This window comes from Brevibacillus sp. SIMBA_040, assembly GCF_046535075.1.
Classification (GTDB): Bacteria; Bacillota; Bacilli; order Brevibacillales; family Brevibacillaceae; genus Brevibacillus.
Genome location: NZ_JAWRXI010000024.1, coordinates 47,539 through 69,830, shown reverse-complemented (window position 1 = coordinate 69,830; position 22,292 = coordinate 47,539). Strand labels below are relative to the sequence as shown.

Below are 22,292 nucleotides of genomic sequence, written 5' to 3'. Positions count from 1 at the left end.
ATTTGTCTGGCCGTACACCTCGCTATTTCAGGTACGGCATCGGGTTGACAGCAACGTCGTTTTTATAAACGGTAAAGTGAACGTGATTTCCGGTAGATCGCCCAGTAGAGCCGACCTCAGCAATCTTTTGTCCTTTTGATACAGATTGTCCCACAGAAACTTTGATTCCGCCCTCACGAATGTGTCCATAAAGAGTTGTAATCTCAGAGCTGTGTTTAATCATTACCGTATTGCCAAAGCCATTAGAGTATCCGGCAAAGATCACTACTCCATTGGCTGCTGCCATAATCGTCGTTCCTTTTGGTGCTGCCATGTCTACTCCATTATGCCCAGCTGACCTGCCTGTAAACGGGTCTGTTCGCATCCCGAAGCCCGAGCTGAAACGGAATTGTCCGTCAGCGACTGGAAGTCCCAGCTTTCCACCTTTGTATCCACTGCTACTGCTGCTCATCGCACGGACACGTTCAGCATACTTTTCTGATTCTGCTTTGGTCAGAGCAATCAGCTGTTGACCGTATTGCTCCAAATCTTCTTCCAGCGCAGATTCTTTCTTCTTCAGCTCTGCCTTGACCACCAGACTGTGCTTGTACTGCTTGTCCAACTCAGCCTTGAGGTTTTCCGCTTCATCAAGCATGCCAGCGTAGACGGTCAATTGATGATCGATTTCTTTCTTTTTCACTTCAATCGTTTCTTTGTCACGCATGTTGTCTTCCAGGATGCGGGTGTCCTGCTCCAAAATCAGCTGCAGCCCTTCCATGCGCGTGAGGAAATCTCCGAAATCAGACGAGCCCAAAAGCACGTCTAGATAAGAAACCTTTCCACGCTCATACATGGATTTCACGCGCGTTTTCAGCAAGGTTTCCCGCTGTGCTACGCGTTCTTTTGCCTCATCCAAATTATCCTGTGCTTGCGCTGCCTTTTCCGTGGTTTCATTCATCTGCACTTCGAGCTTGTCCAGCTTCTTTTGCGTCTCGTTACGACGCAAATCAATCTGCATCAGCTCCGTTTGCAAATCCTTTTGTTCCTTTTGTACGGCGCTGATTTTTTGCTCGGTTTGCTTTACTTGTTGCTTTTGTTGATCTCTCTTTTTTTGTATCTCTTTTAATTCCCGATTAATCTTGTCCAAAGATGCTTTACTAGCTGCCCAGCTTACGTTTGTCGGGATTACAGATCCGGCCACCAGACCGGCTATCAAGAGTGTTAGCAGAACCTTCTTCCTCATGATACTCCTCCCACGTTCTCTAAATATTAAACCCGCAAGAAACGACGGACTGACACCAAGCTTCCCCAGATCCCGATAAACGCACCGATTGCGAGCAAAGCAAGTGCTACCTGATATACAAGCGGGAACAATGGTAACAGTGTAAATAGTTGAGTTGCTTCAAAGCTCGATTTGATGGCGTCGAGCAGGTAATAGTAGCCTACTCCAAGGATAACGGTTGGAATTAGCGCACCCGTGATCCCCATTAGCAGCCCTTCAACAAAGAAAGGCCAGCGGATAAACCAGTTTGTTGCCCCAACGAGCTTCATGATTTCAATCTCTCTGCGACGTGCAACGATCGTCAGCTTAATCGTATTGGCAATCAAAAACATCGCTGTGAAGCCTAACCCGATGATGAAGCCGATTCCTACGTTTCGCACGGTATCTGTTGCTGCAAACAGCTTTTCTACTGTGCCTTCACCATAGTTCAGGCTTCTGACATTTTTCATTTGCTTGATTTGAGCTGCCAAGACTGCCGTGTCCTGAGGCATTTTTGCTTTAACGACAAAGGTGTCTGGAAGCGGATTTCCTTTTTCTAATCCGTCAAAAAGATAAGCCTTGTCCCCCATGCTTTCGCGGAACTGCTTTAAGCCTTCATCCTTGGAGATGAACTGGACGGACTCCACTTTATCTAAAGCACGTACATCTTGTTCAAATTGCTGCAGGTTTTCTTTTGTAGTGAGATCCGCCATAAATACCCGAATCTCCACCTGCTTTTCCACCGATTGAGCAAAAAAGTTCACATTCATAGCCAATACGAGAAATACACCGAGAATGAACAGGGTAAACGTTACGGCACTGATTGAAGCGAACGACATCCAGCCGTTCCGCCCGAGGTTTTTGACCCCTTCACGGACATGGCGCCCTAGCGTTCTAATCTTCATAACCGTATTCCCCTCTCTGCTCATCACGGGCAATTTGTCCAGCTTCGATCGCTATGACCCGTTTTCTCATCGTGTTGACAATTTCGCGGTTATGCGTCGCCATGACGACAGTGGTTCCCCGTTGATTGATTTCCTCAAACAGCTTCATAATCTCCCAGGAAGTCTCTGGGTCGAGGTTTCCTGTCGGCTCATCGGCGATAATAATGCCTGGATTGTTAACCAATGCGCGAGCCAGTGCTACACGCTGCTGCTCTCCCCCAGATAGCTCGTTCGGCAGCATTTTGGCCTTGTGCTTCAGCTTGACCAACCCCAATACGTCCATCACACGAGGCTTGATCTGCTTTGGATTGCTCTCGATTACTTCCATCGCAAAAGCTACATTTTCAAATACGGTGAGCGTTGGCAATAGTTTAAAATCTTGGAATACGACGCCAATACTGCGACGGACTGTGGGAATCTGGCGTTCCTTGATTCGGCTGACATTGAAGCCCCCCAAGAAAATCTGCCCCTTTGACGGCTTTTCTTCTCGATACATCAATTTGATAAAAGTAGATTTCCCTGCACCGCTGGGACCCACCACATACACAAATTCGCCTTTTTCAATCCGAATGTTTACACCTTTTAACGCACTTGTACCATTTGGATACGTCTTCCAAACGTCAAACATTTCGATCAAGTCAATCACATCCTACATTGTCAGATCCATTCTTTTTCTTGATCCTGATTTATTGTATCTTGTCGAAAACGCCGTTAAATCAAGGCAAATCGACAATTCCCCTCATCTCTTTCTCACCCGCTGCCAAACCTTGCCTAAAAACAGCGAGAAAATCCATCTTATTTATTATACCACCCTCATTCGCTGATGGAATCCACTAAATCTCTCATTTCTTGTCGAAAACGCTTCAATTCGCTCCAAACCGACACGATTTGTGCAGAAAGTCCCGGCAGCACATCGCCAGCTAGCATCCGTTTACTCTGTTCGTTACAATGATTACGAGTGAACTGTGGAAAGGAGCATGCATGATGAATCCATTTGTCTACCATAACCCTACGCAATTGATTTTTGGCCGGGGCCAGCTGTCCATGCTGAAAGAAAAAGCCGAGCAACTCGGTCAAACCGTCCTGCTGGTTTATGGAGGAGGCAGTATCAAGCGTACAGGCCTCTATGAAAAAGTCTTCTCCCTTCTGCAAGAGGCTGATTGCCGCGTGCTCGAGCTATCCGGCGTAGAACCGAATCCACGCCTCAGCACTGTCAAAAAGGGAATTGAGCTTTGCCGCCAGGAAGGCGTCAACTGGATTTTGGCAGTAGGTGGCGGAAGTGTCATCGACGCAGCCAAGGCTGTCGCTGTCGGCGTTCCTTACGAAGGCGATGTATGGGATTTCTATACGCGCAAAGCACTGGCTACGGAAGCTCTTCCTTTGGGAACTATCCTTACCCTTGCTGCAACCGGCTCTGAAATGAACAGAGGTAGTGTCGTAACCAATTGGGATACAAAAGAAAAGCATGGAGCATCTACGACTTTCCCTACATTCTCTATCTTAGACCCTGAAAATACGTTCAGCGTTCCACGCGACCAAACCATCTACGGTATCAGCGATATCATGTCGCACGTATTTGAACAATATTTCACCCATACACCAGAGATACCACTGCAGACACGTTTCGCAGAATCCATTCTGAAAACCGTCATTGAAAACGCAGACCGCGTAATGGCAAATCCGGAAGACTACGATGCGCGCGCCAATATTCTCTATTGCGGAACCATGGCTCTGAACGGCACGCTGCCTGTAGGGGTGGAAACAGATTGGGCTACCCATTCTATTGAGCACGCTGTAAGTGCAGTCTATGACATTCCGCATGGTGGCGGTTTGGCTATCATCTTCCCGAAATGGATGCGCTATGTGTATCGTGAAAACGTCGCGCGCTTTGTCCGTTTTGCCGTAGAAGTATGGAATGTCGATCCTACTGGAAAAACAGACGACGAGGTTGCTTTGGAAGGAATTGCTGCAACTGAGGCGTTCTTTGCCAGAATCGGTGCCCCTACCCGTTTGGCAGACTACGAGATCGATGACCAGCATCTGCAGCTGATGGCAGAAAAAGCGACACCATATGGACTGATCGGCAACTTCAAAAAGCTGTCGAGTGAAGATGTGGCGCAAATTTTGCGTATGTCGCTGTAAACGGGTAGCTCTTTATTTTAAAAATGCCGCGCTCCTCGGGGGAGTTCGGCATTTTTTGCGTTTTACACTATCGCTTGTACAAAAAAATAAACGGGCAGGCGAATCGCCTATCCGTTTATTAAGTATTACTATATCACGCCGGTGACCCAACATCAATCAAAGATTCAATCATGACTTTTTGACTATTTTTGTCTACCCATGCGTGAGTGTCGACAAGCTTCTCGCGATACCAAGCGATTTGCGTTTCTACTTGATTGCGAGCCGTTCCACCCAATACGTTACGAGCGTTGACTACTGTCTCTACCGCCAGTGCATCATATACATCTGCACCGATGACACCAGAGAAGCCTTGGAATTCTTCCAATGACATATCCAGCAAATATTTTTGCTGCTCGATGCAGTACAGAACCGCTCTGCCTACTACTTCATGAGCCTGACGGAAAGGCATATCCTTGCGAACCAGATAATCTGCCAGGTCAGTTGCATTGGAGAAATCGTTGGTCACTGCCTGACGCATCCGATCTTTTCTCACCTGCATGGTCTGAATCATCGGAGTCAACAAGGCAAGAGCACCATGAATCGTCGCTACCGTATCAAACATGCCTTCTTTGTCTTCCTGCATGTCTTTGTTGTAGGCAAGAGGCAAGCCCTTCAGAACTGTCAGCAAACCAAACAGATTGCCGTATACACGCCCTGTTTTTCCGCGTACCAATTCCGCCACATCCGGGTTTTTCTTCTGCGGCATGATGCTGGAGCCCGTGCAGAACGCATCATCCAGCTCCACGAAGGAAAACTCCTGACTGCTCCAAATAACCAATTCCTCACACAGACGGGACAAGTGCGTCATGACCAGCGAGGAATCAGCCAAAAATTCCACGATAAAATCACGATCACTTACCGCATCCATGCTGTTTTGATAGATGCCGTCAAATTGCAGCATTTCCGCCACAAATGCACGATCGATCGGGAAAGTAGTACCTGCTAATGCGCCTGCGCCAAGCGGCAAAACATTCACCCGTTTCCAGGTTTCTGTCATGCGTTCGATGTCGCGTTGCAGCATGGATACATACGCCATCAAGTGGTAGCCAAACAATACCGGCTGCGCACGTTGCAGATGGGTATAACCAGGCATTACTGTATCCAGATGCTGATTGGCCTGCTCGATCAATGCTTCCTGCAGATACATCGCCAGTTGGATGATCTCCATCAGCTTTTCTCTGAGGTACAGGTGCATATCGAGTGCAACCTGATCGTTGCGGCTGCGGCCGGTGTGAAGCTTGCCCCCCACCGGTCCGATTTCCTCAATCAGCATCTTTTCAATATTCATATGAACATCTTCGTGAGCAACCAGGAACTCTGCCTGCCCACGCTCAATTTTGTCTTTCACCTTTTTCAGACCAGCAATGATTTGTCTGACTTCCTCCATCGGTACGATGCCGCACTTACCCAGCATAGCTACATGTGCTAGGCTACCGACGATGTCCTGTCGCCACATTTTCTGGTCGAAAGAAATAGAAGCAGTATACTCTTCTACGAGCTGATTCGTCGGCTTCGTGAAGCGTCCTCCCCAGAGTTTCATTGCTTGATCGCATCCTTTTCATCCAAAATCTTGATGTCTGTGTTTATGTTTTCGTGCAGAACACCTTCGTTTACTTGCGCATATACCTTGGTTGGCAGACCCCACAGCTTGATAAAGCCGAGCGCTGCTTTATGATCGAACTGGTCGCCAGCATTGTAGGTTGCCAGCTCATGGCTGTAGAGCGAGGAAGCGGATTTGCGGCCTACGACGATCGCATGTCCTTTGTGCAGCTTCACGCGTACTACGCCTGTTACGTGTTTTTGTGTCTCTTCGATGAATGCTTGAACCGCATTGCGAATTGGCGAGAACCACAGTCCTTCGTAGATCACTTGCGCCAATTTTTGCTCCACGATTGGCTTGAACGCAGCTACCTCACGCGGTTGCGTCAAGAATTCCAGCTCACGGTGAGCCAATATCAATGTAGTTGCAGCTGGTGTTTCGTATACTTCACGGGATTTGATACCAACCAGGCGGTTTTCTACGTGGTCGATACGGCCAACACCGTGGTTACCAGCGATTTTGTTCAGCTTCAAAATGAGCTCGGACAATGGCAGCTCTTCCCCGTTCAGTGCTGTTGGCTTCCCTTGTACAAACGTGATTTCGATCTCTTCTGCCTGATCAGGCGCATCCGCGATGGACTTGGTCAGATCGTAAGCACCTTCTGGTGGCGCTGCCCATGGGTCTTCCAGTACGCCGCACTCGCAGCTTCTGCCCCACAGGTTTTGGTCAATGCTGTATGGATTGTCGAGGTCGATCGGAATTGGAATGTTGTTCTTTTTCGCATATTCGATCTCTTCATCGCGCGTCCAGCCCCACTCACGAACTGGTGCCACGATTTTGATATCTGGGTTCAATGCTGTGAAAGAAACGTCGAAGCGAACTTGGTCGTTTCCTTTTCCTGTGCAACCGTGCGCAACCGCAACAGCGCCTTCTTTTTCAGCGATTTCAACCAATACGCGAGAAATGAGGTAACGCGACAGAGCGGATACCAATGGGTATTTGCCTTCGTACATCGCGTTTGCTTTCAATGCTGGCAGAACGAACTCCTCAGCAAATGCTTCTTTTGCATCCACTACGATCGATTTTAAAGCACCCACTTGCAGCGCTTTTTTCTGAACGAAGTCGAGGTCTTTTCCTTCCCCAACATCCAGTGCAACTGCAATAACATCATAGTTGTATGTTTCTTGGAGCCACTTGATTGCTACAGATGTATCTAAACCGCCCGAATAGGCCAATACAATTTTATCTTTTGCCATTATTCTCTCTCCCCGTTTCGAAGTATCTCTTATGTGAGTAATTATACAAACGAGTTAATAAAAATACAACCCTTTTTCTTTGATCTTTGTTTTATTTTCAAAGTCAATTTCAGGAAAGCAAATACAGAAAAAAGCCGAACAAGATCCTCGTCTTGTCCGGCTACTGTTCGTTTTATGAGTGATGACCTGCATAATCTACTTGCGGTACGTACTCCGCGCCTTTATGCCTGCGAATCCAGTCCAGCTCAGCTATAGCCAAGCGCTCGAAATTCTCTGCAATGTGAATATCGCCCTGTGCTCGCCAATCTGCAATGATCGGATACATCTTTTGATAAAAGCCGTTGATGAACCACATATCAAACAGCAAATCTGGATGTATAAGACCGTTTTTATGCAATACACCCACCATCTCGAAGAACCCATACAGGGCTACAAAATGCGTAAAGCCTTCACTGCCTTTTGGGAAACGCGTCCCAAATGCTTCGGAATTGATCGTTTCAGATGAAAGCTCTCTGCCAAACCATGCTTTGGCGGCACGCAGTCGCTCAGATTCAAACTGCTCATACAATTTTAGGATCATTTCTGCATCTTGATAGGTAGGGACCATCTCTTTTTACACCTCTTCAAAAAAATGGAATGTACGAGTAGTATGGATCGTTTTCACCACGGTTTCAAGCGAACACAGACCACTTTTCCAAAACAAAATGATGATAAATTATGTATAAAGACGACTTCCTATTATTGTCTTCTAAAAATAAGGAGCAGGAGGCTTTCATGAAGCAAATTTATTTAGTCCGGCATTGTCAGGCTACTGGCCAGGAAGCAGCAGCTCAACTGACAGAAACCGGCATCCAGCAAGCCGAGCAATTGGTTTCATTCTTTGAAGATATGCCGATTGACCGGATCGTTTCCAGTCCTTTTCATCGGGCGATCGCCACGATACAGCCTGTAGCTACCAAACGAAGCATCCCTATTGAACTCGATCAACGCCTGGAGGAGCGTGTATTATCTTCGCAGCACATGGACGATTGGTTAGATCGTCTGCGAGATACTTTCCAAGATCTCTCCCTCTGCTACGAGGGCGGAGAGTCCAGCTTAACTGCTATGCAGCGAGCAAGCAAAGTAGTAGACGAGCTTCTTATAACTGAGGACCAGCATATTGTCATTGTTTCGCATGGGGGCTTGCTCAGTCTGCTCTTGAAATCCGTTGATGATCGATTTGGGTTTTCTGAGTGGCAGCAGATGAGTAATCCCGATGTCTTTTTTTTGACCTGCACCGATACGGAGCGTCATATCAAACGAATCTGGGGTTAACATGTCACATAAGCAAATAAAAACAGTTACAAGGGGCACCTTTAGTGGGTCGCCTCCTGCAGCTGTTTTTTAGGGTTCGTTTCCTGTCCAATAATACTTTCTAATTCCCCTCGCGGCAGTCTCTCCACAAGCTCGATAAAATGACCTGCTAATATTGGATCAAACTGGGTTCCCGACCCGCGTCGGATTTCCTGCAAAGCTTCTTCTACAGGTAAGCCTTTCCGATACGGCCTGTCCGCCACCATGGCATCGAATGCATCTGAGATTGCCAGGATTTTTGCCATCTGCGGAATCTCATCGCCAACAAGGCCATCGGGATATCCCCGTCCGTCTATTCGTTCATGGTGGGAGCGAATCGCCGGAAGTAACTCATTAAACATGCCTGCCTGTAATATGATCTCGTATCCAATCACCGTATGCTGCTTGATCTTGTCGTATTCCTCTGGTGTTAATTTTCCTTTTTTATTGAGAATCTCATCTTCAATACCGATCTTACCGATGTCGTGCAAGATTCCACCAACGTAAATCTCTTCTACTTTATCAGCTGGCAACCTAATTTCCTTGGCTATCTCCCTACCCCAATGAGCTACCCGCTGAGAATGGCCGCTTGTATAGCGATCTCGGGCGTCGATTGATGCGGCCATCGCGGTCAGGAATTTGTGATTAAAGGTTTTGACCTCTTCCATATTTTGCGCCAATTTGTGCATGCTCTCATAATATTGACGCAACACAACACTAATGATGAGAAAGATAGCTGCCAGTGGGATCAAAGATAAGATCCCGTAAGCATCTACAAGTCTAGCCCCAAGTCCACCAACCACTAGCAGCATGATATACGTAGCGGAGCCGTTTTTAAGCATATTCGATAGGGCATTTACCAACGATACTTTTCCGTAATAAGAAACCAAAACCGCGCAAAGCAGTGTGTTCACAATAAAATATGTAACAACAATAAAAAGATCCGAAATGGGCCACGGTATTTGATAACCGCCAAGACTGGATTGAATCCAGCCTACGATCAATACAGTAGAAAGCATTTGACCTGCATTTGCAAGTGCCCTCGTTACCGATGAACGGAACAATACGCCAAGGATCAGAGCCTCCAGTAAACAGGACCAGATCGCAATCCAGCTGCCCCAAAGGATTAATCCTGACAAGATTACTGCATTATTCAACGTCAGCGTTGCATTCGGTGTCTTGAACGGCGTAAACGAACAAACGATTGTTAGGAGGGTAAAAGAAACCAAAACTGGTATGTTATTCTTTACTTCCCACTGAGGCAGCACTAAAAAAACCACGAAAAAAACGAGTGCGGGAAAACATAGATATATAATTAACTGTTTGAATATCTGATCACTTTGAATGTTTAACCGCATAGTTTTTTCCTTCTCTCAGCCTTATTAGAGATATAGGTTTATTCAGCAGGCGCTGCACCAATAAGAAGGTTCCCAGCATAATAAATATATCACCGATACTAATTACACGAGGAATGATAAACGGCTTGTAAATGATGTCTGCCAGAAAAGATAGTTTTGTATCTGCAGTAAGGGCAATATGTTTGAAATCGGTACCATTAATTAACGCGTCGATCGGATACGACAGTTTACTCGCCTGTTCTAGATCAACCGGCATCTTTCCAGCATTTGCCCAGATAACAAGTGCGTTTAACAGCCAGCCAATCATAAAAATTCGCATATCCTCATGCTGACGGTTGCTGATGAAAAAAACGAGGACAAACAAGTAGGACAAGCAAACAAAAATGCCCGACCAGGTTGGAATGAGCTGTGAACAGAACTGCAAGGCGACACTGACAATCAGGGCCCATATGAAATAGAACTTCGGGAAACTACTAATCTTGCCTCTTCGGATTAAGGCTATGGCAAACGACAAAACTACTACGTCGGTCATACAAGCCCTCCCAATAATAGTGAAAAAACACCACTAAAAAGCGGTGTTTTTCCGCAATACCACTTATATTTTTACCAAGAAGTCCAGTTTGCTGACGTAGCGGCTACGATCGCTGCCACCATCATAATTGCTGCAACCCATTTTTTCATAATTTATTTCCCCTCCTTTATTTATAGTGGAGAAAGCTGGCTTCGCTACTTTCCTAGAAACAGAGGCCAAGCGACCAGATACAGCCTCTGTTCTTCTTTCCTTTCTCCATTACGAAAAAGGGCGGATTCGCTACTGGCTCCATACGGACCAAGCGACCAAATAAAGTCCGTACTTCTTTGCGACTTTCATACCTATATTTTACACATAAGTGACAAAATTCGGCAATCATAGTTTCATAGTCTATTCGATTTAATTCGAAGTAGTCCTAAATAACTAGAACTATGTTCACACCAACGCGGCCAGAATCGCTTTTTGCGCGTGAAGACGGTTTTCCGCTTGATCAAAAATGACGGAGCGCGAGCCATCGATTACGCCTGCGGTCACTTCTTCGCCGCGATGAGCTGGCAGGCAGTGCAGGAAGAGGTAGTCGCTATCTGCATGACTTACCAGCTTTTCATTTACTTGATATTCGGCAAAAGCTTTCAAACGAATTTCGTTTTCTGCTTCAAAGCCCATGCTGGTCCAAACATCTGTATAAACAGCATCTGCGCCTGCCACGGATTCGATCGGATCGGTTGTTGCCATCATGCTTCCGCCGCTCTTTTTCGCGTACTCACTTGCTGTGGCGAAAATCGCAGCATCCATTTCATAACCAGCTGGCGTAGCTACACGTACATCCATTCCCAGCAAAACGGCTGCCAGCACGAGGGAGTTCGCCACATTGTTTCCATCGCCTACATACGCCAGCTTGACGCCTTTGAGTCTGCCTTTGTGCTCCCAGATCGTCAGCATGTCAGCCATAGCCTGGCACGGATGATACAAATCGGTCAAACCATTAATGATCGGGATCGATGCGTGCTTAGCGAGTTCCTCCACATATGAGTGAGAGAACGTGCGAATCATGATCGCATCTACATAACGGGAAAGAACCTTGGCTGTGTCACTGATCGGCTCACCGCGTCCGAGCTGCAGTTCTTTTCCGCTCATAAACATCCCTAAACCACCGAGCTGGTGCATCCCTACCTCGAAAGAAACACGAGTACGGGTAGAAGCCTTGTCGAAGATCATGCCAAGCGTCTTGCCAAGCAAAGGCTGGAACGGTTGACCCAGCTTTTGCAATTGCTTGATATGTGCCGCCAGATGAAGCAGCTCCATCAGTTCTTCCCCATTGAATTCATCGACACGCAGAAAATCTTTTCCTTTATGCTTGCTGAGCGGTAAGTTTTGAAAGTGTTCCAATATCTTCACAGGCTGCATGCGAGCCACCTCTTTTCTTCATAATGGACTTCACGTACAAATCGAATGTATCGACGGCAAAAAATTGCTGAACTCCCTGCTGGACCATCCGACTGCGCAAGGCAAAGCCGGTACGTCCCGGGCGATTTCCTTTTGTTGCAGTGACTAAGGCAAAGGCAGCCTTGTCTTTTTGCAAAAGCTCAATAAATCCTTGCTCATCCGTAATCGCATGATTAACTACGACTCCGTTGTTTTTCAGCCAGTCAGCTGTACCTGGGGTTGCTGCCAGAGTGGCTCCGTCGTTTTGCAGTTGTGCAATGGTCTGGGACAACTCATCTTGTTTGTCGCCATCTGCGAGAGACAAAATGACCAGATCACCCTTTTGCCAATCCCCGTAGAGGTTATCCTTGAAGGCGAATGCCTTGCCTGCCGCCTCTTCAAACGATCTTCCCAAGCCAAGCACTTCACCGGTTGATTTCATCTCTGGTCCGAGTACCGGATCGACACCATTCAGCTTCACAGTCGAAAATACTGGTGCTTTTACTACAGAAAACGGAATGTCAGGCAAAAGTCCTGTACCATAACCCATTGCGGAAAGCTTTTCTCCCAATTGGCACCGTACTGCCAGCTGAACCATCGGAATCCCTGTTACTTTGCTTGTGATTGGCACGGTACGCGAAGCACGCGGGTTTACTTCCAGTACATACACGGTATTACCACTAATCACAAACTGAATATTGATAAGACCGACAGCTCCCATTTCATGAGCAATCGCTTCGGTATAGCTGGCGATCTTTTGCTTGATTTCTTCGGCTAATTTTGGTGCCGGGAACAACGCCACGCTATCGCCAGAGTGAATTCCCGCTTTCTCTACATGCTGGAAAATACCTGGGATAATGACTGACTCTCCATCGCAGACAGCATCGACTTCCGCTTCTCCACCTGGTACGTATTTGTCGACCAAGAGCGGGAAAAATGAGCTGCTCTCCGGATGATTCAGCCAATCGTTGATGGTTGCAGAAAGCTCCTCGATATTGTGCACGACCATCATGCCTTGACCGCCGATTACGTAAGATGGGCGCATCAGAACAGGAAAGCCGATCTCTTCTGCAATCGCAGTAGCATCCTCCAGAGAGGAGACTCCTTTACCCGGGATGTGCGGGATGTCGAGCTTGCGCAGCATGTCATAGAACAACTCTCGATCCTCAGCCCGTTCAATCGCGGAAAGTGAAGTACCCATTACTTTTAGGCCTGCACTCTCCAGCTTCGCAGCGAGGTTGATTGCGGTTTGACCACCGAATTGCACCATGACTCCCTCTACCTGCTCACGCTCGGCGATATGCAGCACATCCTCCACGTGAAGTGGCTCAAAATACAAGTGGTCTGCTGTTTCATAGTCGGTACTGACTGTTTCCGGGTTGTTATTCACCACGACAGCGGCAATTCCACTCGCTTGCAGTGATTTCGCCGCATGCACGGAGCAGTAGTCAAATTCAATCCCTTGTCCGATGCGGATAGGACCGGAGCCAAGCACGAGCACCTTGCGTCCCGCTAATGACTCTACTTCATCTACGCCCTGCCAATCCGAGTAGTAATATGGTGTTTGCGCATCAAACTCTGCGGCGCATGTATCTACGATTTTATAAGTAGGTGTGACTCCTGCCTGCTGACGCAATTCCTTGACCTTGGCTGGAGTGCTGCCGATTAAGGAAGCAATCGTTTCATCGGCGAAGCCTCGTTTTTTTGCTTCCAGCAGCAGTTCAGGTGATAGCCCCTCCGCCGTGTTTTGGGCCAGCTCGACTTCCAGATCAACGATTTTACGCAAGCTGCGCAGGAAGAACGGATCGACGCCAGTCAGGCTGTGCAGTTCCTGTTCTGTGAAGCCCCTGCGGATCGCTTCGGCGAACACAAACAAACGAATATCTGTCGCATCTTGCAAAGCATGCGTAAGCTCTTCACGTGTCCAATCCGCAAGCTCTGGACGAGACAGATGTGTGCAGCCTTGCTCCAGGGAGCGGACAGCTTTTAGAAGTCCCGCTTCCAGATTGCGTGCAATGGACATAACCTCGCCAGTCGCTTTCATTTGCGTGCCCAGCTTGCGATCTGCGAGTGGGAACTTATCGAATGGGAAGCGTGGAATTTTTACCACGATATAATCAAGGGCAGGCTCAAAGCTTGCGTACGTATAACCTGTAATCGGGTTTAGTACTTCGTCTAATCCATAGCCCAGAGCCAGCTTTGCAGCAATACGGGCGATCGGATAGCCGGTAGCTTTGGAAGCCAGCGCACTGGAACGGCTAACCCGCGGGTTTACCTCAATCAAAACGTAGCGATCGGACAATGGGTCGAGGGCAAACTGAATATTGCAGCCTCCCACTACTCCCAGCGAACGAATCACCTTTGTCGATACGCTGCGCAGCATTTGATATTGACGGTCGGTTAGCGTTTGGGATGGCGCAACGACGATACTGTCTCCAGTATGAATGCCTACCGGATCGAGATTTTCCATGTTACACACGATGATGCATGTATCATTGGCGTCACGCATGACCTCGTACTCGATTTCCTTCCAGCCTTTGACGCTGCGCTCGATCAATACTTGACCGATTGGGCTTGCTGCGATTCCGCCAGCTGCTACTTTCCTCAGGGCTGCTTCATCCCCAGCAATCCCGCCTCCAGCACCACCCAGCGTATACGCCGGACGCACGATGACCGGATAACCAATCGAATTGGCAAATGCAATCGCAGCTTCAACAGATTCCACCGTGTCACTCTCAGGTACTGGTTCTCCAATTTGTTGCATCAATTGTTTAAACAGCTCACGGTCTTCCCCGTTCTGAATGGCTTCAAGCGGTGTACCCAACAGTTGAACATTGTATTTTTCCAAGACACCTGCTTCAGCCAAGGAAACAGCAAGATTCAGTCCTGTTTGACCGCCCAGTGTCGGTAGGAGACCATCTGGGCGCTCTTTTGCAATAATCGCTGTCACGGACTCCACTGTGAGGGGCTCCAAGTAAACTTTGTCCGCTACCTGCTCATCTGTCATGATCGTAGCCGGGTTGTTGTTCACCAGTACCACCTGTACGCCCGCTTCCTTCAAAGAAAGGCAAGCCTGTGCACCTGCGTAGTCAAATTCTGCGGCCTGGCCAATGACGATCGGCCCCGAACCGATAACCAATACTTTATGGATGTGTGGCAATTTAGGCATATGTTTTCGCTCCTACTTCACGCATAGACTGGATAAATTGGTGAAAAATGTGGGAAGTGTCGCTCGGTCCGGGATGTGCTTCCGGATGATACTGCACACTGAAAACAGGCAAGCTCTTGTGGGTAAGCCCTTCTACTGAGCCATCGTTAACGTTTCTGTAGGACACAGTCAGCTCGGATTGTTTCAGCGACTCCTCTTTCACTACATATCCGTGATTTTGCGAGGTCATGTATACTTTGCCTGTCTCCAGATCTTTGACAGGATGATTTCCACCGCGGTGACCATAAGCCAGTTTTTCCGTTTTTCCTCCGTACATCAGAGCAAGCACTTGATGCCCAAGGCAAATACCGAGCGTAGGATATTGTTCAACCGCTTTGCGCCACTCACTGCAATAAGCAAGCAAATGCTCTGGATCACCAGGACCATTGGAGAACATCAGCCCGTCCGGTGAAAGCGACTTAATTTGTTCGATAGTCGTATCGAAAGGAACCACTGTGACACGGCATCCCAATGCCAGCAGCGCATCCACGATGGAATGCTTCATTCCCAGATCGACCAGGACAACGTGTTCACCTGTTCCCGGATGACGCTCGATTCTCTGACTCGATACCTCCGCGACCAGCGACTTTTTCGCATGCTTGTTACGCAGTGACACAACTTCCTCGGCTTGCATAGGCTGGTCGGAAATAACCCCAAATAAGGGACCATTTTGACGAACACGCTTTGTAATGGTGCGTGTATCAATGCCAGCCAAGATAGGAAAGCCAAATTCCTCGGCTGCCTCTGCCAAGGTTTTCGTAGATTCATAGTGACTCGGTTCCATGCACAGCTCGCTGACGATCATTCCGGTTAAAGCTGGCTTTTGTGCCTCATAATCTTTTGGGTTGATTCCGTAGTTCCCAATCAAGGGATATGTGAATGTCACGACCTGACCTGCAAAGGATGGGTCAGACATTACTTCCTGATAACCAGTCATACCGGTTGTAAAAACGACTTCTCCAAAGCCATTCACCGGAGCTCCGTACAATGTTCCTGTAAAAATCTCGCCGGACTCCAGCGTAAGATATCCTGTTCCAAATGCGTTCTTTTCTCTATTCATCTATGAAGCCACTCCTCTCCAATGGGCAAAAAACATAGATATATGGCGACGACATGTGAATAATCAATTCACATATTTGCGTTTCTTAATGCAAATCTATGCAACTCTGTGTATTAATATACATTCAATATTATAAAAATGCAACGAGTTTTTTGAACAGATCCACTCGTTGCATTTTTCCAATGCGTACAATTATTACATTATTGCAAAGACAACGCTTCGCAGAGTACAGCTATGGCGTGCTTCACTTCCTCCTCTGTCGTTACAAAGGAAGGCAGGAGTCTTACTACCTGAGGTCCAGCCATGAGTAGAATAACACCTTTTTCACGTGCATACGTCACAGCATCCGCAGCTGGAATCGTCAGCTCTACTCCGAGGAGCAAGCCTTTCCCGCGAATGGTGGAAACCTTGTCAGGGTGCTCTGCTTTAAGCTTCTCCAGCTCCTTCATCAGGAGTGAATGAATATGAGCGACTGTATCGAGAATATTCTCTTCTTCCATCGTTTCCAGGGTAGCGATTCCTGCTGTTGCAGCGAGTGGATTTCCACCAAAGGTCGTTCCATGCGTACCTGGTGCGAATGCTTCTGCCACTTCCTTGGTTGCTACGACTGCTCCGATCGGGAAGCCGCTCCCCAAGCCTTTTGCCAGCGAAATCGCATCTGGCTTCACGCCGTATTGCTGGAAAGCAAACCAGGTGCCGGTACGACCAATTCCCGTTTGAATCTCATCGACAAGCAGCAGTAGACCATGTGTATCGCATAATTCGCGCAGTGCTTTTACCCATGCTTCATCAGCAGGATGTACTCCGCCTTCCCCTTGAACCAATTCCAGCATGATCGCGCATGTCTTATCTGTGATTGCTGCCTGGACAGCTCCCAAATCATTGTAAGGAACAGTCACAAAGCCTTGTGGCAATGGAGCGAAGCCATCCTTTACCTTGTCTTGTCCGGTTGCTGTCAATGTAGCCAGCGTACGTCCGTGGAATGATTGTTCAAAGGTAATGATTTCATAGCGGTCATTTCCCTTCACTTTTTGCGCGTATCTGCGTGCCAGTTTAATTAAGCCCTCGTTTGCCTCTGCTCCGCTGTTGCAGAAAAAGGCTTGGTCCAGACCGGATAAACGGCACAGTTTTTCTGCTAGAACGCCCTGCTGTGGAACGTGCACCAGGTTGGAGCAATGCCACAGTGTATCCAGCTGCTCGTGAAGCTTTGCCGTTACTTTCGGAGGAACATGCCCCAGAGAAGTAACCGCGATACCCGACGTAAAGTCCAAATACTGCTTTCCGGTATCATCCCATACCTGGTTGCCTTGCCCTTTTACCAAGCTGATGGGCCATCTTGCATAGTTATTCATGAGGTGCATAGGAGCTGTTACTGTGCTCATCTTTCTTTCCCTCCTTATAAGGCTTGCTTTACATTCATTTTTACAGTTGTACCGACCGCTTCTCCGTTGCATACAGCTACGAGATCGCTTGCATTGCCCCGGCAAATCACGACTTGCTGAACGCCTTGGTTCAAGGCATCCAATGCCGCTTGAACCTTCGGAATCATTCCGCCTGTAATAATCTCAGCTGCAATCATCTCTTTGATCTCGCCAGCACTTGTCTGTTCCACAATCGCCTTCGTACCGTCTGCTTGCGGTCGCATGATCCCAGGGACGTCTGTCACCATAATCAGCTTTTCGGCAGACAGTGCGGCAGCAATCGCACCAGCAGCGACATCTGCATTGATGTTATACGTCTGAGTTGCATCTGCGCTGACAGCCAGTGGAGCGATGACTGGCACAAAGCCCTGCTCCAGAATCGCTTTTGGAATGGTCGTATCTGCTTTCGTAATTTCGCCTACCCATCCCAGCGGCTTTGCTGTTTTTTCTGCCAGCAGAGTTTGGCCGTCAATTCCGCTAACGCCCCACGCCTTTGCCCCCGCTTGTGTCAAGCGACGTACCAATGCTTTGTTGATACTGCCGCATAGTACCATTTCGACGACCCTCAATGTATCTTCACAAGTAACACGCAGCCCATTCACGAATTCGGGTGTGATCTTGACCTGATCGAGCATACTATTGATCGCAGGACCGCCACCATGTACGATCACGAGCTGTTTGCCTTCGTCTTGCAGCTTCGCTATGGCCCCAAAAAACTCATGTGGCAGCTGATCCATAGTGCTGCCGCCACATTTGATCACGACGATTCCTTGCATCCGTACTCCCCCTCTTACGGAAATGCCGGCACGAGCGGCAAACCAGCTTTTTCAGGCAATTGGAACATGACGTTCATATTTTGGATCGCTTGACCTGCAGCGCCTTTTACAACGTTGTCGATCACGGACAAGAGAATCACACGACCTGTACGCGCATCTACATGAACGGCAATGTCACAATAGTTGGAACCATACACCTCTTTTGTATGAGGGTGACTTCCGGCAGGGCGAATGCGGACAAACGGTTTATCAGCATACGTGGATGTATACAGCTCTTGGATTTGCTCAGCCGTCACATCCGCTGTTAATTGTCCGTATGCCGTCACTAGAATACCTCTCGTCATCGGAACGAGATGCGGTGTAAACTGCACGATTGCCGCTTGGCCACTTTGGCGAGACAGCTCTTGCTCGATTTCTGGTGTATGCTGATGCTTCGATACTTTGTAGGCATGGATGCTTTCGTTGATCTCACTGTAATGTACACCGAGAGATACTCCGCGTCCTGCACCTGAAACACCTGACTTCGCATCGATGATCCAGCTGTTCGGCTGTACCCATCCGCTTTTCGTCAGTGGGAGCGTGGCAAGCAATGCCGCCGTAGGATAGCATCCAGGATTGGCTACAAGCTGGGCGCCAGCTACTTCTTCATAATTCCATTCCGTCAGACCATAGACTGTTTTTTGTACCCATTCCGCTGGGGCTGGCTCGCGCTTGTACCACGTTTTATACGCTTCACCGCTCTCCAAACGGAAATCACCGGACAAATCAATCACCTTGACTCCTTGCTCCATCAGTTGTGGTGTTAATTCAGCACTTACACCAGCCGGAGTAGCCAAAAAAATGACATCATTGTCTGCGCCCATCTTGACCGGGTTAATCGCAGTAAGCAGCGGCAGTCCCAATCCTGTTACATGCGGAAACGTTTTTTCCAATGCCTCACCCTCAGATGAGCTTGAATATAAATTCGCAATTTGCGCGTGTGGATGTCCTGCCAAGAAACGGATTAACTCTGCACCACCATAGCCTGTAGCACCAACGATTCCGACCCGAACCATGCTCCTCTCTCCTTTTCCATCGTTCTGTATTTTTATACATGAATAATAATAAAAATTCATACAGAATACAACCTTTAAAATTTTCGTCATGACAATTTGATCACACAAAAAAGCGCCCGATATACTCGAGCGCTCCTGTGTATCTTGCTTATTTTTTATCCGCCAGCCACGCTGCCAATGTTTCAGCGTCAGCACCTTTTACCAGTCCAGGTGGCATAGCACCCTTTCCTTTATTCAATACTTCCAGGATTTGATCCTTGTTCAACTGGCCGCCAATCTTTTGGAGATTTGGGCCAACTGCGCCCTCCAGCGTTTGACCGTGACAGGCTGCACAAGTGTTTTTGAATAGCGCTTCTGCAGTTGCCGTGTCATAGCTGCCAGATGGAGCAGTAGTCGATGGCGTTTCTGTAGAAGGTGTAGAAGGTGTTTCAGTCGAAGGCTTGTTAGCTGGTGGTTGAGCGGTATTTCCGCCTCCACAGGCACTTAGCGAGAACACGAGCACAGCCGCCATTATTGCAAAAGGAAAACGTTTCATGGCTGTTCCCTCCTTTTTCGGATATTTCTTAGCTAAGTATGCCTCCTGTGCAGGATTATCATTCCTGTGCAAAATGGAAATTAGTTCAAGGGAAATTCAAGTGGGCTCCACTCACGCAGCTCCAATGTACGTGCTCCCTCGACTATTACTGGGTCGGCTTCTGCCAATTTACGGGCTTCCTCCAGTGATTCCGCCTTGTAAATAACAAGACCTCCCTGTTTATCAGTGAATGGACCTGCCATAAATACGATTCCTTGCTTGTACAGATCGTTTACATACTCCAAGTGAGCTGGTCTTACCTTTGCATTTAATTCCTGATCAATAATCGTCAAAAATGCAGCGTAAAGCATGCGTCCCTCTCCTTTTAAGTAGCTTGTTTGAATGAAGTATATCACATTTTCTCAGTGCATCTTTTCAACGAATTGCAGACAAAAAAACGGCATGAAATTCATGCCGTCTTCAAGCTTTTTCTCGATGGATATTACCGATTAATTTGTGCACGCAGGTAGGCATCGATAAAGGTGTCGATCTCCCCGTCCATAACTGCCTGAACGTTCCCCACCTCGACATTCGTCCGATGGTCCTTCACTAGGCTGTACGGGTGGAAGACATACGAGCGAATCTGACTTCCCCATGCGATGTCTTTTTGCTCGCCTTGGATCGCCGCCAGCGTCTTTTCCTGCTCCTCCCGTTTGCGCTCAAACAGTCGCGCTGTCAGCATTTTCATAGCTCGCTCCCTATTTTTGATCTGCGAGCGCTCTGTTTGGCAGGTCACTACAATACCCGAAGGCAAGTGCGTAATCCGGACTGCGGAGTCTGTCGTGTTGATATGCTGACCACCCGCTCCACTGGAGCGATAGGTGTCAATTTTGAGGTCCTCCGAACGAATATCTACCGCCGTATCATCCTCAATTTCCGGCAGGACGTTGCAGGAAACAAAGGAGGTATGACGACGTCCAGAAGCATCGAACGGAGAAATCCGAACAAGTCGATGAACCCCTTTTTCTGTTTTAAGGTAGCCATAGGCATTATACCCCTTGATCAACAGCGTCACGCTTTTTACGCCCGCTTCGTCCCCAGGTAAATAATCCAAAGTCTCCACTTTGAAGCCTTTGGCATCGCCCCAGCGTGTATACATACGCAAAAGCATGGACGCCCAATCCTGAGACTCGGTTCCCCCTGCACCCGGATGTAGCTCCAGGATCGCATTATTTTTGTCGTATTGATCGCTCAATAGCAGCTCCAGCTCAAAGCTTTCAAACGATTTTTTCAGGTCCTGGGTGCTGTCGTACAAATCCTGAATAAGAGAGCTATCGCCTTCTTCAATGACTAACTCCAGCATGAGCTGAAGATCTTCATATTGCGAATCGAGCTTCCCCATCGTATCGACGAGGTTTCTGATTACATTCAGCTCACTGATCGTTTTCTGGGCTGCATCGTTGTCATCCCAAAAGTCGGGAGCGAGCATACGCTCCTCCAGTTCTCCGATCCTCTCCTCTTTTACAGGGAGGTCAAAGAGACCCCCTGATATCTGCTAAACGTTTAGCCATACTGGACATCTCTTGTTTGATGTCCGCAATATCGATTAATGCCATGCTGCGAATCACCTTCTCTTTACGTAAGCTTACGTTTTATTGTAACGTAATTTGCCAGATGCGCAACCTGACGTAAGTACACGCTGCGAGAAGAGGCTCGCTCCATATGATGCTGGCTCGTTTACGTCACTGTTTCCCTTGGTGGGGATAACGAGTTTTTCACGTAGCGGATGTCACGTGGTTGTTTGCTTTCCACCTGCGGAAACGTGAATAGCATCGTTTTTGTCTGATTCGTCTTCGGGTTTCTCTGACGAATCGGTCGCGTCACTCGCGCTCGTCTTGTTGGCGGCTGTTGAGCTTTTTGATTAGCAGATCGGATTGCTTGCTCTGCCAGCAGCTTGGGATGTGCGATTACTCCAGTCGTCCAATTTGGCTCCGGAATTTCCTGCATCAGTCGCTCCTCATAAAAGACAGCGTCTTGTGCAGTAAATACACCTGATTGCTCTTCGCCTGCCTCTTCACTGATTACTTGTATATTTTTATTCTCTTTTCCTTTTCTCAAAACGGCTTTTAAAGTAGCCGCGATACACTCCAGCATGTTTTGCGCTTGTATGCCCATCACGTTGACTGACGTTTTCATTTTTTTATCCCTCGTCTCCGTGTATTTGTTAAGTGCAATTGGTAAAAAGTGTTGTACCTATGATTCTATGGATTTTTCAAAACATTTCCACCTGAATCGTTCGATAGCTTTTTCCAGTGTTAGACAAATAGATCTAACAAATCAGACGAGGAGAAAGGGATTGGGACGAACGCTGTCTAGGGAGTAGGAATCCACAAGAAAAAAACATTCCTCCCGTACCGAATTCGACGATACGAGAGGAATGCTTATGAAAA

20 protein-coding genes are annotated in these 22,292 nt (G+C 47.8%); 2 read left to right on the top strand and 18 right to left on the bottom strand.

Going from position 1 to position 22,292, the window contains the following annotated elements:
- Positions 1-22 precede the first annotated feature (22 nt).
- Genes SB752_RS28340 through ftsE form a run of 3 tightly spaced genes read right to left on the bottom strand, consistent with a single transcriptional unit; the run spans position 23 to position 2,821 of the window.
- Complete coding sequence (locus tag SB752_RS28340; protein WP_410718806.1) at positions 23-1,222, bottom strand: murein hydrolase activator EnvC family protein; 1,200 nt, start codon at positions 1,220-1,222, stop codon at positions 23-25.
- 26 nt (positions 1,223-1,248) lie between these two features.
- Positions 1,249-2,145 (bottom strand): permease-like cell division protein FtsX, encoded by an 897-nt coding sequence (ftsX, locus tag SB752_RS28335; RefSeq protein ID WP_410718805.1) that lies wholly within the window; start codon positions 2,143-2,145, stop codon positions 1,249-1,251.
- On the bottom strand, positions 2,135-2,821 hold the full coding sequence (gene ftsE / locus SB752_RS28330) for a cell division ATP-binding protein FtsE (protein ID WP_213023389.1): 687 nt from the start codon (positions 2,819-2,821) through the stop codon (positions 2,135-2,137). The genes ftsX and ftsE overlap by 11 nt, the downstream gene beginning before the upstream one ends.
- A 347-nt stretch (positions 2,822-3,168) precedes the next feature.
- On the opposite strand from ftsE, the gene SB752_RS28325 reads away from it, so the two are divergent.
- Entirely contained in the window at positions 3,169-4,326 is a 1,158-nt protein-coding gene (locus SB752_RS28325; RefSeq protein ID WP_410718804.1) for an iron-containing alcohol dehydrogenase, read from the top strand.
- Positions 4,327-4,459: 133 nt separating this feature from the next.
- Here SB752_RS28325 and argH read toward each other — a convergent pair whose 3' ends face one another.
- The 3 genes from argH to SB752_RS28310 form a co-directional block, all read right to left on the bottom strand.
- Positions 4,460-5,905: an argininosuccinate lyase gene (gene argH, locus SB752_RS28320; RefSeq protein WP_410718803.1), complete on the bottom strand. Its 1,446-nt coding sequence runs from the start codon at positions 5,903-5,905 to the stop codon at positions 4,460-4,462.
- A complete protein-coding gene (locus SB752_RS28315) occupies positions 5,902-7,161 on the bottom strand; it encodes an argininosuccinate synthase (protein ID WP_410718802.1) in 1,260 nt (419 codons plus the stop codon). The genes argH and SB752_RS28315 overlap by 4 nt, the downstream gene beginning before the upstream one ends.
- A gap of 172 nt (positions 7,162-7,333) precedes the next feature.
- Positions 7,334-7,768: a DUF4760 domain-containing protein gene (locus SB752_RS28310; protein WP_410718801.1), complete on the bottom strand. Its 435-nt coding sequence runs from the start codon at positions 7,766-7,768 to the stop codon at positions 7,334-7,336.
- A gap of 167 nt (positions 7,769-7,935) precedes the next feature.
- Between SB752_RS28310 and SB752_RS28305 the strand changes: the two genes are divergently transcribed.
- Positions 7,936-8,475, top strand: a complete 540-nt coding sequence (locus SB752_RS28305) for a histidine phosphatase family protein (RefSeq protein ID WP_410718800.1) — start codon at positions 7,936-7,938, stop codon at positions 8,473-8,475.
- Between the two features lie 41 nt (positions 8,476-8,516).
- Here SB752_RS28305 and SB752_RS28300 read toward each other — a convergent pair whose 3' ends face one another.
- The 12 genes from SB752_RS28300 to SB752_RS28245 form a co-directional block, all read right to left on the bottom strand.
- On the bottom strand, positions 8,517-9,761 hold the full coding sequence (locus SB752_RS28300; protein WP_410718799.1) for an HD-GYP domain-containing protein: 1,245 nt from the start codon (positions 9,759-9,761) through the stop codon (positions 8,517-8,519).
- A 67-nt stretch (positions 9,762-9,828) separates the two neighbouring features.
- Positions 9,829-10,383, bottom strand: coding sequence for a DUF5317 domain-containing protein (locus SB752_RS28295; RefSeq protein ID WP_410718798.1), 555 nt, complete (start codon positions 10,381-10,383; stop codon positions 9,829-9,831).
- A gap of 435 nt (positions 10,384-10,818) precedes the next feature.
- Complete coding sequence (argF, locus tag SB752_RS28290; RefSeq protein ID WP_410718797.1) at positions 10,819-11,790, bottom strand: ornithine carbamoyltransferase; 972 nt, start codon at positions 11,788-11,790, stop codon at positions 10,819-10,821.
- Complete coding sequence (carB, locus tag SB752_RS28285; protein WP_410718796.1) at positions 11,735-14,977, bottom strand: carbamoyl-phosphate synthase (glutamine-hydrolyzing) large subunit; 3,243 nt, start codon at positions 14,975-14,977, stop codon at positions 11,735-11,737. Before carB ends, argF begins: the two co-directional genes overlap by 56 nt.
- On the bottom strand, positions 14,970-16,076 hold the full coding sequence (locus SB752_RS28280) for a carbamoyl phosphate synthase small subunit (protein ID WP_410718795.1): 1,107 nt from the start codon (positions 16,074-16,076) through the stop codon (positions 14,970-14,972). Before SB752_RS28280 ends, carB begins: the two co-directional genes overlap by 8 nt.
- Positions 16,077-16,276: 200 nt before the next feature.
- Positions 16,277-17,458: an aspartate aminotransferase family protein gene (locus SB752_RS28275; RefSeq protein ID WP_410718794.1), complete on the bottom strand. Its 1,182-nt coding sequence runs from the start codon at positions 17,456-17,458 to the stop codon at positions 16,277-16,279.
- 14 nt (positions 17,459-17,472) lie between these two features.
- Positions 17,473-18,273 (bottom strand): acetylglutamate kinase, encoded by an 801-nt coding sequence (argB, locus tag SB752_RS28270; RefSeq protein WP_410718793.1) that lies wholly within the window; start codon positions 18,271-18,273, stop codon positions 17,473-17,475.
- Between the two features lie 14 nt (positions 18,274-18,287).
- On the bottom strand, positions 18,288-19,328 hold the full coding sequence (argC, locus tag SB752_RS28265; protein WP_410718792.1) for an N-acetyl-gamma-glutamyl-phosphate reductase: 1,041 nt from the start codon (positions 19,326-19,328) through the stop codon (positions 18,288-18,290).
- 148 nt (positions 19,329-19,476) lie between these two features.
- Positions 19,477-19,863 carry a c-type cytochrome gene (locus tag SB752_RS28260; protein WP_410718791.1) on the bottom strand — a complete coding sequence of 129 codons (387 nt, stop codon included), beginning with the start codon at positions 19,861-19,863 and terminating at the stop codon, positions 19,477-19,479.
- 80 nt (positions 19,864-19,943) lie between these two features.
- Entirely contained in the window at positions 19,944-20,213 is a 270-nt protein-coding gene (locus SB752_RS28255) for a YciI family protein (RefSeq protein ID WP_103108975.1), read from the bottom strand.
- 131 nt (positions 20,214-20,344) lie between these two features.
- A protein-coding gene (prfB, locus tag SB752_RS28250; RefSeq protein WP_410718790.1) for a peptide chain release factor 2 occupies positions 20,345-21,458 on the bottom strand; the annotation gives its coding sequence in 2 pieces (ribosomal slippage) (positions 20,345-21,376 and positions 21,378-21,458; 1,113 coding nt in all).
- Positions 21,459-21,579: 121 nt separating this feature from the next.
- Entirely contained in the window at positions 21,580-22,038 is a 459-nt protein-coding gene (locus tag SB752_RS28245; RefSeq protein ID WP_410718789.1) for a hypothetical protein, read from the bottom strand.
- Between the last annotated feature and the right edge of the window lie 254 nt (positions 22,039-22,292).

Excerpts from the sequence above, each read along its gene's own strand:
- SB752_RS28340 (WP_410718806.1), bottom strand. The coding sequence starts at position 1,222 with ATGAGGAAGAAGGTTCTGCTAACACTCTTGATAGCCGGTCTGGTGGCC.
- ftsX (WP_410718805.1), bottom strand. The coding sequence starts at position 2,145 with ATGAAGATTAGAACGCTAGGGCGCCATGTCCGTGAAGGGGTCAAAAAC.
- SB752_RS28325 (WP_410718804.1), top strand. The coding sequence starts at position 3,169 with ATGAATCCATTTGTCTACCATAACCCTACGCAATTGATTTTTGGCCGG.
- argH (WP_410718803.1), bottom strand. The coding sequence starts at position 5,905 with ATGAAACTCTGGGGAGGACGCTTCACGAAGCCGACGAATCAGCTCGTA.
- SB752_RS28315 (WP_410718802.1), bottom strand. The coding sequence starts at position 7,161 with ATGGCAAAAGATAAAATTGTATTGGCCTATTCGGGCGGTTTAGATACA.
- SB752_RS28310 (WP_410718801.1), bottom strand. The coding sequence starts at position 7,768 with ATGGTCCCTACCTATCAAGATGCAGAAATGATCCTAAAATTGTATGAG.
- SB752_RS28305 (WP_410718800.1), top strand. The coding sequence starts at position 7,936 with ATGAAGCAAATTTATTTAGTCCGGCATTGTCAGGCTACTGGCCAGGAA.
- SB752_RS28295 (WP_410718798.1), bottom strand. The coding sequence starts at position 10,383 with ATGACCGACGTAGTAGTTTTGTCGTTTGCCATAGCCTTAATCCGAAGA.
- argF (WP_410718797.1), bottom strand. The coding sequence starts at position 11,790 with ATGCAGCCTGTGAAGATATTGGAACACTTTCAAAACTTACCGCTCAGC.
- carB (WP_410718796.1), bottom strand. The coding sequence starts at position 14,977 with ATGCCTAAATTGCCACACATCCATAAAGTATTGGTTATCGGTTCGGGG.
- SB752_RS28280 (WP_410718795.1), bottom strand. The coding sequence starts at position 16,076 with ATGAATAGAGAAAAGAACGCATTTGGAACAGGATATCTTACGCTGGAG.
- SB752_RS28275 (WP_410718794.1), bottom strand. The coding sequence starts at position 17,458 with ATGAGCACAGTAACAGCTCCTATGCACCTCATGAATAACTATGCAAGA.
- argB (WP_410718793.1), bottom strand. The coding sequence starts at position 18,273 with ATGCAAGGAATCGTCGTGATCAAATGTGGCGGCAGCACTATGGATCAG.
- argC (WP_410718792.1), bottom strand. The coding sequence starts at position 19,328 with ATGGTTCGGGTCGGAATCGTTGGTGCTACAGGCTATGGTGGTGCAGAG.
- SB752_RS28260 (WP_410718791.1), bottom strand. The coding sequence starts at position 19,863 with ATGAAACGTTTTCCTTTTGCAATAATGGCGGCTGTGCTCGTGTTCTCG.
- SB752_RS28255 (WP_103108975.1), bottom strand. The coding sequence starts at position 20,213 with ATGCTTTACGCTGCATTTTTGACGATTATTGATCAGGAATTAAATGCA.
- SB752_RS28245 (WP_410718789.1), bottom strand. The coding sequence starts at position 22,038 with ATGAAAACGTCAGTCAACGTGATGGGCATACAAGCGCAAAACATGCTG.